Annotated in this window: 16 protein-coding genes and 2 pseudogenes; 13 read left to right on the forward strand and 5 right to left on the reverse strand. The window is 35.4% G+C overall.

Annotated elements, in window-relative coordinates; translation table 11 throughout:
- The first annotated feature begins 5 nt into the window (after positions 1 to 5).
- The 3 genes from murC (at position 6) to polA (ending at position 4997) form a co-directional block, all read left to right on the forward strand.
- On the forward strand, positions 6 to 1346 hold the full coding sequence (gene murC / locus FFM61_RS05925; protein WP_074426943.1) for a UDP-N-acetylmuramate--L-alanine ligase: 1341 nt from the start codon (positions 6 to 8) through the stop codon (positions 1344 to 1346).
- Between the two features lie 100 nt (positions 1347 to 1446).
- Positions 1447 to 2166: a Bax inhibitor-1/YccA family protein gene (locus FFM61_RS05930; protein WP_074426944.1), complete on the forward strand. Its 720-nt coding sequence runs from the start codon at positions 1447 to 1449 to the stop codon at positions 2164 to 2166.
- A gap of 131 nt (positions 2167 to 2297) precedes the next feature.
- Positions 2298 to 4997 carry a DNA polymerase I gene (gene polA / locus FFM61_RS05935; RefSeq protein WP_074426945.1) on the forward strand — a complete coding sequence of 900 codons (2700 nt, stop codon included), beginning with the start codon at positions 2298 to 2300 and terminating at the stop codon, positions 4995 to 4997.
- A 72-nt stretch (positions 4998 to 5069) separates the two neighbouring features.
- On the opposite strand, the gene FFM61_RS05940 is transcribed toward polA, so the two are convergent.
- A complete protein-coding gene (locus FFM61_RS05940) occupies positions 5070 to 5258 on the reverse strand; it encodes a hypothetical protein (RefSeq protein WP_074426946.1) in 189 nt (62 codons plus the stop codon).
- A gap of 202 nt (positions 5259 to 5460) precedes the next feature.
- On the opposite strand from FFM61_RS05940, the gene FFM61_RS05945 reads away from it, so the two are divergent.
- The 4 genes from FFM61_RS05945 to FFM61_RS05960 all read left to right on the forward strand — a co-directional run bounded on the left by FFM61_RS05945 (position 5461) and on the right by FFM61_RS05960 (position 9990).
- On the forward strand, positions 5461 to 7356 hold the full coding sequence (locus FFM61_RS05945) for a glycoside hydrolase family 2 TIM barrel-domain containing protein (RefSeq protein WP_074426947.1): 1896 nt from the start codon (positions 5461 to 5463) through the stop codon (positions 7354 to 7356).
- Entirely contained in the window at positions 7334 to 8296 is a 963-nt protein-coding gene (locus FFM61_RS05950; RefSeq protein WP_074426948.1) for a beta-galactosidase small subunit, read from the forward strand. Before FFM61_RS05945 ends, FFM61_RS05950 begins: the two co-directional genes overlap by 23 nt.
- A 196-nt stretch (positions 8297 to 8492) precedes the next feature.
- Complete coding sequence (gene pnuC / locus FFM61_RS05955) at positions 8493 to 9134, forward strand: nicotinamide riboside transporter PnuC (RefSeq protein ID WP_083194433.1); 642 nt, start codon at positions 8493 to 8495, stop codon at positions 9132 to 9134.
- Between the two features lie 535 nt (positions 9135 to 9669).
- Positions 9670 to 9990 (forward strand): DMT family transporter, encoded by a 321-nt coding sequence (locus tag FFM61_RS05960; protein ID WP_074426950.1) that lies wholly within the window; start codon positions 9670 to 9672, stop codon positions 9988 to 9990.
- A 23-nt stretch (positions 9991 to 10013) separates the two neighbouring features.
- On the opposite strand, the gene FFM61_RS05965 is transcribed toward FFM61_RS05960, so the two are convergent.
- On the reverse strand, positions 10014 to 10379 hold the full coding sequence (locus FFM61_RS05965) for a TIGR02328 family protein (protein ID WP_074426951.1): 366 nt from the start codon (positions 10377 to 10379) through the stop codon (positions 10014 to 10016).
- A gap of 202 nt (positions 10380 to 10581) precedes the next feature.
- Here FFM61_RS05965 and FFM61_RS05970 point away from each other — a divergent pair, with 202 nt between their 5' ends.
- The 4 genes from FFM61_RS05970 (at position 10582) to FFM61_RS05985 (ending at position 12897) form a co-directional block, all read left to right on the forward strand.
- Positions 10582 to 10836: a hypothetical protein gene (locus FFM61_RS05970; RefSeq protein WP_074426952.1), complete on the forward strand. Its 255-nt coding sequence runs from the start codon at positions 10582 to 10584 to the stop codon at positions 10834 to 10836.
- A gap of 248 nt (positions 10837 to 11084) precedes the next feature.
- Complete coding sequence (locus tag FFM61_RS05975) at positions 11085 to 11414, forward strand: DMT family transporter (protein ID WP_074426953.1); 330 nt, start codon at positions 11085 to 11087, stop codon at positions 11412 to 11414.
- 158 nt (positions 11415 to 11572) lie between these two features.
- A complete protein-coding gene (locus tag FFM61_RS05980; RefSeq protein ID WP_074426954.1) occupies positions 11573 to 12508 on the forward strand; it encodes an NADP-dependent oxidoreductase in 936 nt (311 codons plus the stop codon).
- A 32-nt stretch (positions 12509 to 12540) separates the two neighbouring features.
- Positions 12541 to 12897: a DUF1304 domain-containing protein gene (locus tag FFM61_RS05985; protein ID WP_074426955.1), complete on the forward strand. Its 357-nt coding sequence runs from the start codon at positions 12541 to 12543 to the stop codon at positions 12895 to 12897.
- A gap of 92 nt (positions 12898 to 12989) precedes the next feature.
- On the opposite strand, the pseudogene FFM61_RS09125 reads toward FFM61_RS05985, so the two are convergent.
- The 3 genes and pseudogenes from FFM61_RS09125 to FFM61_RS09260 all read right to left on the reverse strand — a co-directional run.
- A pseudogene (locus FFM61_RS09125) lies at positions 12990 to 13482 on the reverse strand (hypothetical protein).
- A 234-nt stretch (positions 13483 to 13716) separates the two neighbouring features.
- Positions 13717 to 13854, reverse strand: coding sequence for a tyrosine-type recombinase/integrase (locus tag FFM61_RS05995; protein WP_083194410.1), 138 nt, complete (start codon positions 13852 to 13854; stop codon positions 13717 to 13719).
- Positions 13855 to 13970: 116 nt separating this feature from the next.
- Positions 13971 to 14126 (reverse strand): annotated as a pseudogene (locus tag FFM61_RS09260) (tyrosine-type recombinase/integrase); the annotation flags it as partial.
- 372 nt (positions 14127 to 14498) lie between these two features.
- On the opposite strand from FFM61_RS09260, the gene FFM61_RS09195 reads away from it, so the two are divergent.
- Together FFM61_RS09195 and FFM61_RS09130 are read left to right on the forward strand one after the other, a co-directional pair.
- Positions 14499 to 14621 (forward strand): hypothetical protein, encoded by a 123-nt coding sequence (locus tag FFM61_RS09195; protein WP_255313590.1) that lies wholly within the window; start codon positions 14499 to 14501, stop codon positions 14619 to 14621.
- Between the two features lie 350 nt (positions 14622 to 14971).
- Entirely contained in the window at positions 14972 to 15163 is a 192-nt protein-coding gene (locus FFM61_RS09130) for a hypothetical protein (RefSeq protein ID WP_083194413.1), read from the forward strand.
- The last annotated feature ends 848 nt before the right edge of the window (positions 15164 to 16011 follow it).

The raw sequence follows: 16011 nt of genomic DNA on the forward strand, positions 1-16011 counted from the left end.
GAAAAATGGACAAGACTTCTCATTATTATTTTATTGGTATCAAGGGTTCAGGTATGAGTGCCTTAGCACTAATTTTACATGACCAAGGGTATGAGGTATCAGGGTCAGATATTGATGAATATACATTTACACAAAAGCCATTAGAGGCAGCAGGCATCCCCATATATTCATTTAATGCAGCCAACATTAAACCTGGCATGACGGTTATTCGTGGTAATTCGTTTGAAGATGATCAAGTTGAAGTGGCGGCAGCATTATCAATTGCTGACCGATTAATTATTTTGACATATCCAGATATGGTACAACAATTAGTTAATCAATATACATCAATTGGTGTGGCTGGAGCCCATGGTAAGACGTCAACAACTGGTTTGTTGTCGCACGTTTTATCTGGCATCGCACCAACATCATATCTAATTGGAGACGGTACAGGTAAAGGTGTTCCAAATGCACGTTTCTTTATCTTTGAGGCTGATGAATATCGTCGCCATTTCCAAGATTACACACCTGATTATGCCATCATGACCAATATTGATTTTGATCATCCAGATTACTATACGGGTATTGATGACGTACGGAGTGCTTTTGAAGATTTCGGTAATCATGTGAAAAAAGGTATTTTTGCATGGGGTGATGACGAACAATTGCGTAAAATTAAGGTGTCTGTGCCAGTATACTATTATGGTACAAATCCAGACACTGATGATTTTTATGCAGATAATATTAAGCGTTCAACTAAGGGGTCAAGTTTTGATGCCTACTACCATGATGAATTCTTAGGCAATTTCAAAGTACCTTTGTTTGGTCAACACGGCGTTTTGAATACATTAGCAGTTGTTGCTGTATCGTACTTCGAAGAAATTGAAACGTCATTAATCCAAGAAGAGCTGTTGACTTTTCAAGGTGTTAAACGCCGTTTTACCGAAAAGCATATTGGTCCGGTAACAATTATTGATGATTATGCACATCATCCATCAGAAATTATGGCAACAATTGATGCAGCTCGCCAAAAGTATCCTGATCGTAAATTAACGGCTGTTTTCCAACCACATACATTCTCGCGAACAATTGCTTATCAAGATGATTTTGCAAAGGCTTTGAATTTAGCTGATAATGTATTCTTAACGGAAATTTTTGCTTCAGCTCGTGAAAAAGCTGGTCAAATTTGTTCAGCAGATTTAGGTAAGAAAATTGCTAAATTTGCAGGAATCGTGTCACCAGCCGAAGTGTCACCACTATTGGCAGATGAAGAAGGTGTCTTTATTTTCATGGGAGCGGGTGATTTACAAATGACTGAATTTGCATTTGAAAAGTTATTGGCTAATACACAAACTAGCTTACAATAACAATTTGTACGAATACGTATTTCTGTTATAATTGTATTCATATACTTTTGGTAAAATTCGCCAAACCGTTGTCATATATCACAACGTAGGAGGTAATGATATGGATAATTTTGAACAACAAGAACCACGTTTAGTTAATCCTGATGCCAGTGGGTTAAATAACTTTTTTAAAAAAGTTTATTTATACATGGCATTAGCATTAATGGTAACTGCTGGTACAGCATATATTGGTGCAACCGTCTTTGCAGCACCAATTGTTCGTATCTTTAGTAGTCCAATCTCATCATTAATTATTTTTGGTATTATGATGGGCTTTGTTTGGCTATTTTCAAGTCGCGTTTATAAAAATCCAGCACAAGCATTTGGTATGTTAATGGGGTTTGCAGTATTAAATGGCTTCACGTTTACCGTTATTGGGTTAACTGTTAACTTTGGGCTAATTGCTTTGGCCTTTCTAACAACATCATTTTTATTTGTCGGCATGGCTGCATATGGTTATTTCACGAAAAAGTCATTGGCATCACTATCATCAATTTTATTTGGTTCATTGATTGCCTTGATTATTGGTGGCATTATCAACCTATTTTTCTTTAATAGTGTTGTATACTTTTTCCTATCAATTATTGGTATCTTAGTTTTTGCGGTGATGACAGCTTATGATATGAATCGTTTAAAGGCATTATATTTAGAGCATGGTGAAAAATCATCACAAATGACCCAAGGTCTAGCAGTATCTGGGGCTTTGAATTTATATATGGATTTCATTAATTTGTTTATCTATATCTTACAGTTATTTACATCATTTTCATCACGCGACTAAGCCAATTTTAAAAGTGTTACCTAAATTTAGGTTAACACTTTTTTTATGTTCAAATGTTGTTATCAGCATTTGAACTCTGCTAAACTGATATAGAGAGAAAACGCGGGGACATCCCCAGAAATGAGATGAACATGGCAAAACCAACTTTACTTTTAATTGATGGTAACTCATTAGCTTTTCGGGCATTTTACGCCTTAATTAATCAAGTCGACCGATTTGTTAACCATGAAGGTCTACATACAAATGCTTTGGTTGGTTTTAATAACCTAATTGATGGTATTGTTGATCCTTTTCAACCTGATTTGGCTTTAGTAGCCTGGGATGCTGGTAAAACAACTTTTAGAACTGGTAAATTTGATAATTATAAGGGTAATCGTGATAAGACACCGCTAGAATTAGTTGAACAATTTGAACCATTACGAGAAATGGTTACGCTACATGGGATAAAATCATATGAACTAGCAGATTATGAAGCAGATGATATTATTGGTACCATGGCAAGAAAAGGTGAACAAGCTGGCTATGCCGTTACAATCGTGACTGGTGATCGAGATATGACCCAACTAGTATCAAACGATGTAACCGTTTGGGTGACAAAAAAAGGTATATCTGAAATTGATCATTACACACCTGCGCTAGTAGCAGAAACTTATGATGGTCTCCAAGCTAAGCATATTATTGAAATTAAAGGGCTTCAAGGGGACACAAGTGATAATTACCCTGGGATAGCTGGAATAGGTCCTAAAACAGCTTTAAAGTTGATTAAACAGTATAATTCAATTCCAGAAATGTACGAACACATTGATGAGATGAAAACGTCAAAGCAAAAAGAAAAACTAATTAATGGTAAAGAAGACGCATTAATGTCACGTGATTTAGCACGGATTCGAACAGATGCGCCCGTAACAATCAGTTTAGAAGATTTGGCATATAAGGGACCAGATTATGAAAACATTATTCCCTTTTACCAACATCTTGATTTTAAAGCCCAGCTCGTGAAGCTAGCTAATCAAGGTTACACCATTCCAACAAATAATCATTCTGAAGCAGGTACTTTTAATTTCAGTAATACCACGCTTAATATGACTAAATTAACGAATGCTAATATGGATCATGTTAGTCAATTGACCGATACTGTTGATTTTTATCTTGAATTAGATGGTGCTAACTACCATACTGCTAATCCAGTTGGTTTCGTGATTGGTAATCAAGCTAAAGGATACTTTGCAAGTCGGGATATTGAATTATTAGTGCAAGATTCACCAATTAAAAATATTTTAGAAAACACGAATGTTGCTAAAAATGTTTTTAATGCCAAAGAATTATCTGTTAGTTTGCATCGCTTGGGCGTTACATTAACGAATGTGCAGTTCGATTTGTTGTTGGTATCTTATTTATTAGATACTAATGACAATAATGATGATTTAGGCGCATTAGCACACGATAATGATTATTATGCTGTTCAAACAGATGAAGAAGTCTATGGTAAGGGTGCTAAGTTTGCTATTCCAGAAGTTGATGCCGATTTATTTGAACATCTAGGACGTAAAGCAATGGCCATTGGCTTATTAGCAGAACCATTGCTTAAAAAATTAACAGATCACGCACAACTTGACTTATATCGGGATATTGAATTGCCATTAACTCAAATTTTAGCGCGAATGGAAGCGATGGGTATTACCGTTGATGCGCAACAACTATTGCAAATGGATAGTAAGTTAACAGAACGCTTGAGTGAATTAGAGCAAACCATTTATCAACAAGCCGGTCACGAGTTTAATATTCAATCACCTAAGCAACTTGGGGTCGTTTTGTTTGAGGATATGGGCTATACACCACTTAAAAAGACGAAGACAGGGTACTCAACCAGTGTTGAAGTCTTAGAAAAGATGGGTGATGTGCCAATCGTAGCGTCAATTTTGGCTTATCGTCAGATTGCAAAGATTAAGTCGACTTATGTTGAAGGACTACTACGGGTCGTTCACGGATCTGATTCAAAGGTGCATACACGTTACTTACAGACCTTAACCCAGACGGGGCGTTTATCATCAGTTGATCCCAACTTACAAAATATTCCAGTTCGTATTGAAGAAGGGCGTCAAATTCGTAAAGCTTTTGTGCCAAGTGAACCTGATTGGCAAATTTTAAGTGCTGATTATTCACAGATTGAATTACGTGTATTAGCACATATTACGGGAGATGCTAATTTACAAGCAGCCTTTATTAATGGTGAAGATATTCATGCGGCTACGGCTCGTCGTATTTTCGATGTTCCTGATGATCAACCAGTTGATGGTAATATTCGTCGTCAGGCTAAAGCCGTTAACTTTGGGATTGTGTACGGTATTTCTGACTTTGGTTTGTCTAAGAATATTGGGGTTTCAAGACAACAAGCTAAGACTATTATTGAGACATATTTTGAGCAATATCCTGATGTGAAAAAGTGGTCAGAATCAATCATTGCATCAGCACGTGAAAACGGCTATGTTGAAACGATTGCTCACCGTCGCCGTTACCTGCCTGATATCAATGCAAAACGCTTTAATGCCCGTTCCTTTGCAGAACGGACAGCGATGAATTCGCCCATCCAAGGTTCTGCAGCCGATATCATTAAAATTGCCATGATTAATGTGCAGGCAGCGATTGAAAAAGCTGGCTTGAAAGCAAACATGCTGTTACAGGTGCATGACGAATTAATTTTCGAGGTGCCCACAGATGAAATGGCTGAGTTAGAACAATTAGTTTCAAAGACTATGGATAGTGCCGTGCAACTAGCAGTACCTTTGTTAGTGTCGACGCATATTGGTGCATCATGGTATGATGCAAAATAAACAAAAAAGTAACTAAATAGGCGTTAGTTTGGCAAAAATCAAACTAACGCCTATTTTTGTGATAAAACACGGCTATCTTGGCATATTTAGTAATTTTTCAACAAGCTTGCTAATTTCCTCGCTAAATAAAATAATTGCAATTCCTAGCATGATAACGAGCATTGAAAATGAATCTAGGAAAATACCCAAAATTGTAATTAACATCCCCAAAAACATGATTAATGCAACAAGCTTATTCTTTTGTTTGAAATTATGTACCATACGATTGTTCACTCCTTGAAACAATTAGATATATTAAATTATACAGGTAACCTATTCAATGCTACAAATAATGATGCTCTTTCAATTTAAAAAATGAGATAATTTGTTAAATCTAAAGACAGATAACTCAGATTACGTTACAATTAATATTGAAAACGTTTACAGATTAAAAACGTGTCTATTAATTTTAGGGGGAGCTACGATGATAGCAAATTTAGAATGGTTAGATGATCCAACTGTGTTTAGAGTTGGTAAATTACCAGCTCATAGCGATCACACTGTTTATCGTTCAGCAGCAGAAGTGGCACAAAAGTCATCAAGTTTAATTAAAAGCTTAAATGGTACTTGGCAATTTAATTTTGCGAACACACCAGCAGAACGACTACTTAACTTTGAGAAATTAGATTTTGATACTGATCAGTTTGATGATATTAAGGTACCTGGTCATATTGAATTACAAAATTACGGTCAAATTCAATATATTAATACACTTTATCCATGGGAAGGTAAAACATATCGGCGACCACCATACGCTTTAGGCCCTGATAATACATATCCGGGTGTTTTTAGCGAAGCAGAGGACAATACTGTTGGTCAATATGTTAAAACATTTACTTTACCTGACAATTTTGCCGATCAAGATGTGCATATTGAATTTGATGGCGTCGAAGAAGCGATGTATGTGTGGTTAAATGGACAGTTCGTAGGTTATTCAGAAGATAGTTTTTCACGTGCTGAATTTGATTTGACACCATATTTGCAACCTGGTGAAAATAAACTTGCTGTTGAAGTATTTAAATACAGCACAGCAGCCTTTATTGAAGACCAGGATATGTTCCGCTTTTCAGGGATTTTCCGTAGCGTGCGTTTGATCGCTATGCCAGCAGTAGATGTTGTTGATGTGCACATTAAGCCGGTTGTTAGTGCTGATTTGCAACAAGGTGACCTTTCAGTTTCTTTGACACTTGCAGGCGACCTAGCTGGTGCACGTGCACAATTTGTTGTTAATGATTCACAAGGGGCAGTTGTATTAGATAAGTCAGTTGATGCTGATACAACGACTTCGTTAGAACATGCGGTCTTTGATGAAATTCAGCTGTGGTCACATAAGCATCCTAATCTATATACACTAACGGTCACAATTTTTGATGCTAAGCAACAAGTCATTGCCGTTGTCCCTTATGACTTCGGTTTCCGTCGTTTAGTTAAGAATGACCAAAACCAAGTTACGTTAAATAACGTACCATTGCATTTGAATGGGGTTAACCGTCACGAGTGGAGTCCAACTGATGGACGTAACGTCAGTTTGGCTGATATGGAAACTGACATTCAAATTTTCAGAGCACATAACATTAATGCTGTTAGAACGTCACATTATCCAAACCAAGTGCCTTGGTATGGTATGTGTGATGAAGCTGGTGTTTATATGATGGCTGAAACTAACCTAGAATCACACGGTTCATGGCAAAAAATGGGTGCAGTAGAGCCTTCATACAATGTCCCAGGATCAATTCCAGAGTGGTTAGATGTTGTGATGGATCGTGCAAAGTCTAATTTTGAACAATTCAAGAATCACCCATCTATTTTATTCTGGTCATTAGGAAATGAATCATACACCGGTGACAATATTGCTGCAATGGATGCATACTTCAAGTCAGTTGATGATTCACGATTGACGCATTACGAAGGTGTCTTCCAAAACCGTGTTGACGAAGATCGTATTTCAGACGTCGAGAGTCGCATGTATGCACATCCTAAGGGAATTGCCGAGTATCTAGCCAATAATCCTAAGAAACCATACTTAAACTGCGAATATATGCATAGTATGGGTAATTCAGTAGGTGGCTTTGATGAATATGTAAAGTTATTTGATGAATTTGATACATATTTGGGCGGTTTCATTTGGGACTATATCGATCAAGCCTTGTATGTTACCGATGAAGTAACCGGTGAACAAGTCATTCGTTACGGTGGTGACTTTGATGAACGTCATTCAGATTATGAATTCTCTGGTAATGGGATTGTCTTTGCAACCCGTCAGCCTAAGCCAGCAATGCAGGAGGTAAGCTACTATTATGGACGCTACGACAACGAATAAACTACAAGTCGTTTATGGTGATGGTTCGTTAGGCATCAAAGGTGCTGATTATCACTATTTGTTTAGTTATGAAAAGGGTGGCTTAGAGTCACTACAAATTGCTGGCAAAGAGTGGCTGTATCGCGTACCTAAACTAACTTTTTGGCGTGCGACAACTGACAATGACCGAGGTAGCCATTTTTCTACTAATTCAGCAATGTGGTTTGGTGCAGATATGTTCACTGAAGCAACAGATGTGATTGTTAGTGTTGATGGTGAGGAATTGGGTCAACCGATTGCACCGGATAATAATCGTTTCTCAGCAGATGAATTTGCAGATAAAGTATCATTAACGTATACATTTTTAACCGCAACCGTGCCACAAACAACGGTTAAGGTAATTTATACTATTGCTAATGATGGTGCACTAACTGTTCATGTTGATTATACTGGTCATGAAGATTTACCTGAATTACCAACATTGGGATTGCGCTTTGTTATGCCAACGTTAGCAGATGGTTACCGTTATGATGGTCTATCGGGGGAAACTTACCCTGATCGTATGGCTGGTGGTCGTGAAGGAACCTATGAAGTTGATGGTCTACCATTAACGCCTTATATGGTGCCACAAGAGATGGGGATGCATATGCAAACATCTCGGGTAGCAATTGCCCGCTCAACTTCATTAAATAATGCTGATTTTTCTAAAGAAACGCAATATTTAACGTTTAAACAAACTAAAGAACTGTTCGCTTTTTCTGCTTTGCCATATTCAGCGTTTGAATTGGAAAATGCGACACATATGGAGGAATTGCCAACGCCAAGAAGAACAGTAGTCACCATTTATGGTGCTGTTCGTGGTGTCGGTGGTATTGATAGTTGGGGTACTGATGTGCAACAGCCATACCATATTGATGCAACGGCTGACCATTCATTTGAATTTGTTATTCAACCAAAATAAATCAAAAACGATAAAAAGCTATGCTGACGGTAAAAAGTCACCATAGCTTTTTGTTCTGCAAAAAAAATTCACCAAGTATCCTATAATATCTGTTATAATATGAAATTGTGTTCAAAGAAGAAAGAGGTAGAAGAAATTGGCATATTTTGGGTGGCTTTATCGAGAAATAACATCAATTAACACAGTAGGTAGCATTATGCTGGCATTTATTTTTGGTATACAACTGGCACTTTTCTTAAGTAATCCGTTTACATTCTTATCAGTCATTACATTATTTGCAACCTTATTAGGCTCAGCATGTACAGTTTATATGATGATTGGTAAACCTATTAATGGTTTATTAGGATTAATCAGTGCATTAGGCTATATTTATATTAATTGGCAAGCAGGGCACTATGCATCTGTTTTAGATCAAATTGTCTTTATTCTATTAATTGACTTGCCATTAATTGTAACCTGGAAGACTTGGGGTCATCGCATCGTGGATGGTGTAAAATTCCTACGTATCCGTGGTTGGGTGATTACGCTAGTCGTTATGTTATTACTATGGGTACCTGTGATTTGGATTTATACACACCTAGGCGATACTAATCCAGTTTGGGATGCAATTGTCTTGATTATTGGGGCAACGGCTTCAATTTATGTCTTTATGGGCTATGGTGATTCATATACTCTATGGTTATTGTCAGGTGTTGTTAACATCTGCTTATGGATCTCAGCGCTCTTTGCGGGCTACTCAGCTAGTTCATTGCCAATGTTGTTAACAATGGCATTCTACTTAGTGACGGCACTATATGGTCGTTTTTGGTCAATCTGGAGCGGTAAGCAGAATAAATAAGTACACTATTAAATACCCTAAAAATTGTTATTATAAATAGTAAAAGCGTCTAACCCTTGGCTTGGTTAGACGCTTTTTGTAATTAGAAATGGGACTCTATTACATAATAATGATAACACCAGAACACATGGTTTTCAATACTAATATGTAAGGCTTTTGAAATCGAACGATATAATATCACAATAAATGCAAACCATCTATTGTGATATTAAAAAAACTTTAGAAAGACGTATCATTATAGATTATTTTAATATTTGGTCACTATGATGATTATTGTAGGCGGATGAAAATCTACCTATATTTTTACTACAGGGTGTACCTATATTGTCAAGGGGCAATATAGGTACATTTTATTTTGCTAATTAATCAGTAAATTAAAATTTTTAATGATTATGACTCAACTTAATTTCAAGAATATGTTAAAATCGTATACAATAATAGTTCTACCGGGAACTTGTCATTTAGGCAATTATTAACTTATCATTAGGTCGTTGAAGATAAGTTAATAATTGCTTTTTATTTTTTGGAGGTTTGTATGACTTGGTTATACCTTATTTTGGCTGGTGTTTTTGAAGTTGTTTGGTCTAGTACCATGAAACTCAGTAATGGTTTTACTAATTTATATTGGTCAGGTGCAACAGCTTTGGGCATGATCGCTAGTTTTCTTTTTTTGGCAATGGCATTAAAGCACTTACCATTAAGTTTAGCTTATCCAATTTGGACAGGAATTGGGGCAGTGGGTGCAATTATTGTTGGGGTTTTCTTTTTTGGGGATATTTTGCCACCTATAACTTGGCTTTTCATTGGCCTGCTAGTGATTGGTATTATTGGCATCAAAATAACTAGTGGTCATTAAAAATTAGCATATAGATAATCTTTTTAACGTATATCGATTCCTTTCATTGCCAAATTATCAATACATTCTTGATAATATGCAGTATTGTGCTCTGGATAAATCGGGACTGTAGTAGGTATTATTAATAAGGCGGTATATGGTGCTTCTTTATTACCACGATAAAATGGATTCAACCATAATGAGTTAGGTGTATAACCACGACGATGCATTTCTTGCATAACTTTTGCATGATATTGAAATAGTTCATATGGTGAATGCGTAAACACATAGTCAACAGTCCGATGTTTCTTACCCCAGCCACCACCACGTAGTGCGCAACATTCTCTATGTTGCCCTAGTAGTTGTTGTCGGGATAATTTTGAGATTAAGCTTTCATGCCATAGGCGCATAGTGATAACCTTTCTAAATGCGTTGAGGATACTTGTTTTATAAAGATGAGTCTTTTTTTTAATGTGTCCACCATTATACTAATAAATTGCATTAATTAGATTAAATTAGCGATATTTATTGCTAAATTCGAAATAATTATTATGATAAATTGAAATTTATTGTATCTTTCCCGTATAATGAAAGAAAAGGGAGGTATATTACATGATTGTTTTACATATTATATTTGGAATTATGATCGTTGTGGGAGCTTTTGCAACGGCAATTTCATTTCAGGGTGACACTGATAAATTGACTAAATGGCAAAAGTTTTCATTAATTCTAACCACATCTGCAATTGGCCTAACTGTTGTGACAGTTATTTCAGTCTATGCATCAATTTACATCGGATTACTATTATTGTTGATGTTAGCAGTATCTGAATATTTTGCTTTTATCCGTGTTGCACGTAGTAAGTAATTATTAAAAATTTTATAGATTTGAACTAAACGAGTCAAATATTGACAGAAAGTTCATGCCATTAACTGGTTGAAAAAATGTTGGATTAAAGCCCACTTTTTTGCCCAGTTTTATTTTTGATGACAAACTTTGGTTGATATTAGCCTGAATACAGGTGTACATAATTAAGTTTACATATAAAACAACTGGTTCTCTTGTTAAAAAGTATATGCTATGATGGTGTTAACTTTTTGTAAGGAGAATATTTAATGTATGTAGGATATTTATATTTAGCAATTGCTATTATTTCTGAGGTAATCGGCTCAAATATGGTTGTTAATACTGAGGGATTCACCAAATTGAAGCCCACTTTAATTTGTATACTATGTTTTGGAATCGCAATTTACATGCTATCGCTTACTGTTCACTATATTCCCCTTTACATTGCTTATGCTATTTGGGGCGGGTTAGGCATTGTATTGGTGACAATAGTTGGTGTTGTATTTTGGAAACAAAGTGTTGACATCCCCACATTAATTGGCATTTTCTTAACCGTTGCTGGTGTTGTCGTCGTTAATTTATTCGGTAAGACACATTAAAGAATTTTATCGCATAAACAAGAGAACAAATGAATTGAATAATTATGATGTCATATTTTTTGGCAACCACCACATGGCATGGACCAGCAAAATTAATGCATCATTATTCTGGAATTGGAACTAATGAAACGTCAAACATTTAACCTAGGAGAAAATTAATGAAAGCTTCTATTATTAAAAAATATGGTGATATAGATCAATTTGAAGTTACTGATATAGATAAACCTGTTTTAAAAAAGGATGAGGTGTTAGTTCAAAATGTTGCTACTAGTATCAATCCAATTGATTACAAAGCCCGTCAAGGCTTACTTCAATCAATGTTTGACTGGCAATTTCCAGTCGTATTGGGTTGGGATGTTGCAGGGAAAATCGTTGCTTTAGGAGACCAAGTAACAAACTTCAAAATTGGAGATGAAGTATTTGCTCGTCCGGATATTGACCCGGTTGGTCATAATGGATCATATGCAGAGTATACTGCTGTAAAAGAAGATAAACTAGCACTAAAGCCTGGCAATATTAGCTTTGAGGAAGCCGCTGCAGTTCCTCTAGCTGGCTTAACGGCTTTACAAATGTTAAGGCAACTTAATTTAGCAGCTGGTCAAAAAATACTTATCCAAGGTGGTGCAGGTGGTGTAGGTATTTTTGCAATACAATTAGCAAAAATGTTCGGGGCTGTTGTTGCTACTACTACTAGTGAAAATAACACTGAATTTGTTAAGTCGTTAGGTGCAGACATAGTGATAGATTATCATAAAAATACAATCACTGAAGTATTATCTGATTATGACGCTGTTCTAGACACGGTTAATGACATAGAAGGTGGCATTAGTATTCTTAAAACTGGTGGCAGTTTTGTAACAATTGCTGGTACATTGACCAAAGAACAAAAAGAAATGTCAGATAAGCATATAATGACAGGATGGTTACAACCAAGTGGCAAAGATTTGAGCTTTTTAGCTAAAGAAATCGAAAATAACAATTTAAAGATTGTGATTGATAGTTCGTACCCGCTTACTATTGCAGGTATCAAGTCTGCCCAAAAGCGTAGTGAAACACATCATGCGCGCGGAAAAGTTATTGTTAAGATAAAATGATGTCCATAGATCCTGGCATAGGAGAAAAATTGATGATTGAAATTATTTTGGTAACTATTGTGAGTGTTGAGGCAATAGGTATTATGCTGTTAGAAATGTTTGGCACAACTAGACAACAGGCAAATGCATTTGAATTAGAAGAATCGTTTGTTAAAATGCCTGAAGTTAAAACATTGTTAGCCAATCAAGGACTATATAATGGTCTTTTTGGTGTATTAATTATTGGGACACTATTGCTTTTAAATGGATCACCGCAAACATTAATGTTGGAATTAGAAATGTTGTTTGTATTTTTAGCAGCAGTCTATGGCAGTCTAACAGCTGCTAAAAAAATCATTGTCATACAGGGTTTGCCTGCTTTTATTGCTCTGATATTTCTAATTTTTTAGTGAGTATTTCTAAATATTAACTGAAGTTAAATAACATGAAAAAATCCCATCAAGCTATGCTAAACGGCATAACCTGATGGGATTTTTTCATGTTATTTTAATGACAGTGGATATGATTGTTTTAATTTTTTGAATATGGTAATCAGAGTAGGGCGAACGATAAAGAAAAATACAGGAATGACAACAAAAAAAGTTTTCACCCAATTCCCTAAATATCCAGAAAAAAATTGTGGATACAGTTGCCGATGCATTTCTGTAAACAAAATCATCATAATTGAAACATTAAATGTAATGACGAGCGTAGGCACGCTAATATGTCTTGGAACCTTATTAGTTATAATAGTTGGAAAGTAGTTATGTATCCTCAAAACAAGTGGTAAGGTAACGTATGTACGTAAACAATATATAAATATGACAATTAAAGGATAAATGATTAAAACTTTTGCAAGCATTCGTTCCGAAAAAACCATAGCGAATGATTGTGTTGTAGCTAGCCATGATTGCAACCATCGTACTAATGAAAGCCCAAGGCATCATATTAGGATGATGTAACATTCTTTTTAATAAAAATTTGATAGAGTTTATTTATTGCTCCTATAGCTTTTATCGTGGTTCTCTGCACGTATATGTATGCCATCAATTAAACACTTTTTAGGTATCAAGAGTGTGCTGTTTTCTAATTTTTAGAAAAAAGAAAAAAGTCAAGTAGCGAGCTACCTGACTCTGATCGATATAACCAACGTATGACACAATCTCCGTCGGATAACAATTTAACCGCTATTTCCCTAAATATCAAATTAACATTATGGATTTAGGTAGTCAATCATTTTCTTTAGTTTTTTTGAAATCGATATCATCCCAAGTTAGGGCAATTATTTCACCACGTCGTAGTCCTGTATAAGCTAAAAAGCGAAAGTAAGCATACTGTGATACTGGTTTAGTTTCCCAATAATTCAAAAACGAGAAAGCCGTTCCGAATTTAAAAAATTTTCTTGTTTAGGTTCTCTTTTGGTATTGATTTGCGTAGGACGAGTTACAACATCAAACGGATTTCTGAAAATAATTTCGTGCAGTTATGCATAATTAAATAACTGTTTTAAATATCTTCCCCATACAACCCCAGATTTTGCCTGTCTAGCCCATTTATTTAGTTGCACTTGTAATTCACCAGAAGATATTTCACGTATCTTATATGCACCTAAATCAGGCAAAATGTGATTATTATAATACGATTCAACTTTTGAAAGGGGGAAGCTTACACTAAAGTTTCATATTCTTTATGCCATAAGTTATAGACCGTTTCTATTCGCATGTTTTCAACCGATAGTCCTTCTTCTGTGAAGGATCCATTAGACCTTCACACATAAGTTGATTTTTGCTGTGTTTCAGGCGAGTTCGGTACGAGGTCAAGTATTTTTATGCCAAACGACAACTTAAACTTCGTAGTAGCAACATATGACGATTTCAGGGGTGTTGATAAAGGATATCTAAGGGGCGAAATAGATTGGAGTGATTAATTCGGAGACTAGTAGTGAATATGTACGGCATAAAGTAAAAGAAAACAAGATTGACCGACATAAAATGATGCGTTTGGTTCATGAGTGAGAAAAAAATATCATGTTGGCGATTATGTTGATGGTCGTCAAATTAAATTCAATGATGAAACCATCCCTGATGATGCTCCAAAGATGATGGAACTTCATAAAATTGTTGGTAATCGTTAGACAAAACAGCTGAGGATGGAAAGACTGCAAGTCCGTATGAAAAAGATTGAACCAGTTAAATTGGCAATGTTACTAATAGCTTTGATCGTAATTGTTGGTGTGGTATGCAAAAACATAATTAAGGTGATGGGTTAAACAGATGGATAAATTCATAACGCTATATTTTTCTTGATGCTTATGGCAATAGTAGTGATGAGATAAGTTTGAAATAGTTAAAACCGTTTTATGCAAGAAATTGTGTAGAACGGTTTTATTTGGGTTAACGCATGCCAATAAATGAAATAAGATAAAAATTTACGTGGAGGTTGTTCTAATGGGGTTGTTAGGATTATTAGGTGATTTTGAGTTAGATGAAAAAGCAACACATTGAGAATATCCGTCTTTTCTTTGAACACGATTGGCCAATTATTCAGAATAGGGCGCATATTAGCTTTGTAGATATTAAGTCACCCGTTATTAGTGGAATGCCAACTGGTAGTATGAATGGTAATTCCAATGATGATAAATATTCTATTCATATCCAAGCGCAACACAGTGGGTAGATAATGTAATCAAAGCTTGTCAGGGGGTGTCTAATTTATACAGACATATTTTAGAATTACGTTATTTTAAAAATTGAAGCTGGACAGAAATTGAAGTAATCACTGGTTATTCAAGAAAGCGTGGTTATGAGTTATTGAATGATGCGCTTTTGAGTTTTGCAGAAGCATTTTCAGATACGCATGATTATCGTGTATACAGGTGAAAATGTTCCATGTAGCACTCAATGTATGGACACATGAGATACGCATCATATGACATATAGTAGTATTGTTAGTCCTCAGTCGCTACATTGACGCTTTCTTAATATGCTTACAACAACGACTAACCAACTTTCACATACATAAGACACAATGTTATCCAATCGAGTAGCCTTTTTATTTTGCAATTAAATAGGAGATAGATGATGATATTTAAAATTATTGAGATATTATTATCGCTATTTCAGTAACTTAGTGACGTAAACACAACAAATTAACAATAAGTTATAATTAATAAAATACGGCTATGTAAGGTTTGTACGACAGACCAAATTAAACCACCAGGTCACAAGTTATTAATCTGAAACAGCTTGATAAGGTATATAATAATATTTCATAGTATAATTATAGATAAGAGGTCGAAATATATGAAAAAGTTAATTACCAATTCTTTTGTGCTTGCTTTTGCTACATTGCTCATCTTTCGTATAATAATACATTTTTGGGGCTTGGATACAGACGGCAACTTTTTAAGTTTAGTAATTGCCCCCTTATTAATTTTTTGGGTTATCGTTGTGATTATTAAATATATTTGTCTTAAATTTCAATAACAGATAACATATTGGTCAGATCATAACTTAAGAATTATG

The sequence above is a fragment of the Weissella hellenica genome, from assembly GCF_005405545.1.
Classification (GTDB): Bacteria; Bacillota; Bacilli; order Lactobacillales; family Lactobacillaceae; genus Weissella; species Weissella hellenica.

What these genes read in the sequence shown, in the direction of transcription:
- murC (WP_074426943.1), top strand. Translation starts at nt 6, where the DNA reads ATGGACAAGACTTCTCATTATTATTTTATTGGTATCAAGGGTTCAGGT.
- FFM61_RS05930 (WP_074426944.1), top strand. Translation starts at nt 1,447, where the DNA reads ATGGATAATTTTGAACAACAAGAACCACGTTTAGTTAATCCTGATGCC.
- polA (WP_074426945.1), top strand. Translation starts at nt 2,298, where the DNA reads ATGGCAAAACCAACTTTACTTTTAATTGATGGTAACTCATTAGCTTTT.
- FFM61_RS05940 (WP_074426946.1), bottom strand. Translation starts at nt 5,258, where the DNA reads ATGGTACATAATTTCAAACAAAAGAATAAGCTTGTTGCATTAATCATG.
- FFM61_RS05945 (WP_074426947.1), top strand. Translation starts at nt 5,461, where the DNA reads ATGATAGCAAATTTAGAATGGTTAGATGATCCAACTGTGTTTAGAGTT.
- FFM61_RS05950 (WP_074426948.1), top strand. Translation starts at nt 7,334, where the DNA reads ATGGACGCTACGACAACGAATAAACTACAAGTCGTTTATGGTGATGGT.
- pnuC (WP_083194433.1), top strand. Translation starts at nt 8,493, where the DNA reads ATGCTGGCATTTATTTTTGGTATACAACTGGCACTTTTCTTAAGTAAT.
- FFM61_RS05960 (WP_074426950.1), top strand. Translation starts at nt 9,670, where the DNA reads ATGACTTGGTTATACCTTATTTTGGCTGGTGTTTTTGAAGTTGTTTGG.
- FFM61_RS05965 (WP_074426951.1), bottom strand. Translation starts at nt 10,379, where the DNA reads ATGCGCCTATGGCATGAAAGCTTAATCTCAAAATTATCCCGACAACAA.
- FFM61_RS05970 (WP_074426952.1), top strand. Translation starts at nt 10,582, where the DNA reads ATGATTGTTTTACATATTATATTTGGAATTATGATCGTTGTGGGAGCT.
- FFM61_RS05975 (WP_074426953.1), top strand. Translation starts at nt 11,085, where the DNA reads ATGTATGTAGGATATTTATATTTAGCAATTGCTATTATTTCTGAGGTA.
- FFM61_RS05980 (WP_074426954.1), top strand. Translation starts at nt 11,573, where the DNA reads ATGAAAGCTTCTATTATTAAAAAATATGGTGATATAGATCAATTTGAA.
- FFM61_RS05985 (WP_074426955.1), top strand. Translation starts at nt 12,541, where the DNA reads ATGATTGAAATTATTTTGGTAACTATTGTGAGTGTTGAGGCAATAGGT.
- FFM61_RS09130 (WP_083194413.1), top strand. Translation starts at nt 14,972, where the DNA reads ATGAAAAAGCAACACATTGAGAATATCCGTCTTTTCTTTGAACACGAT.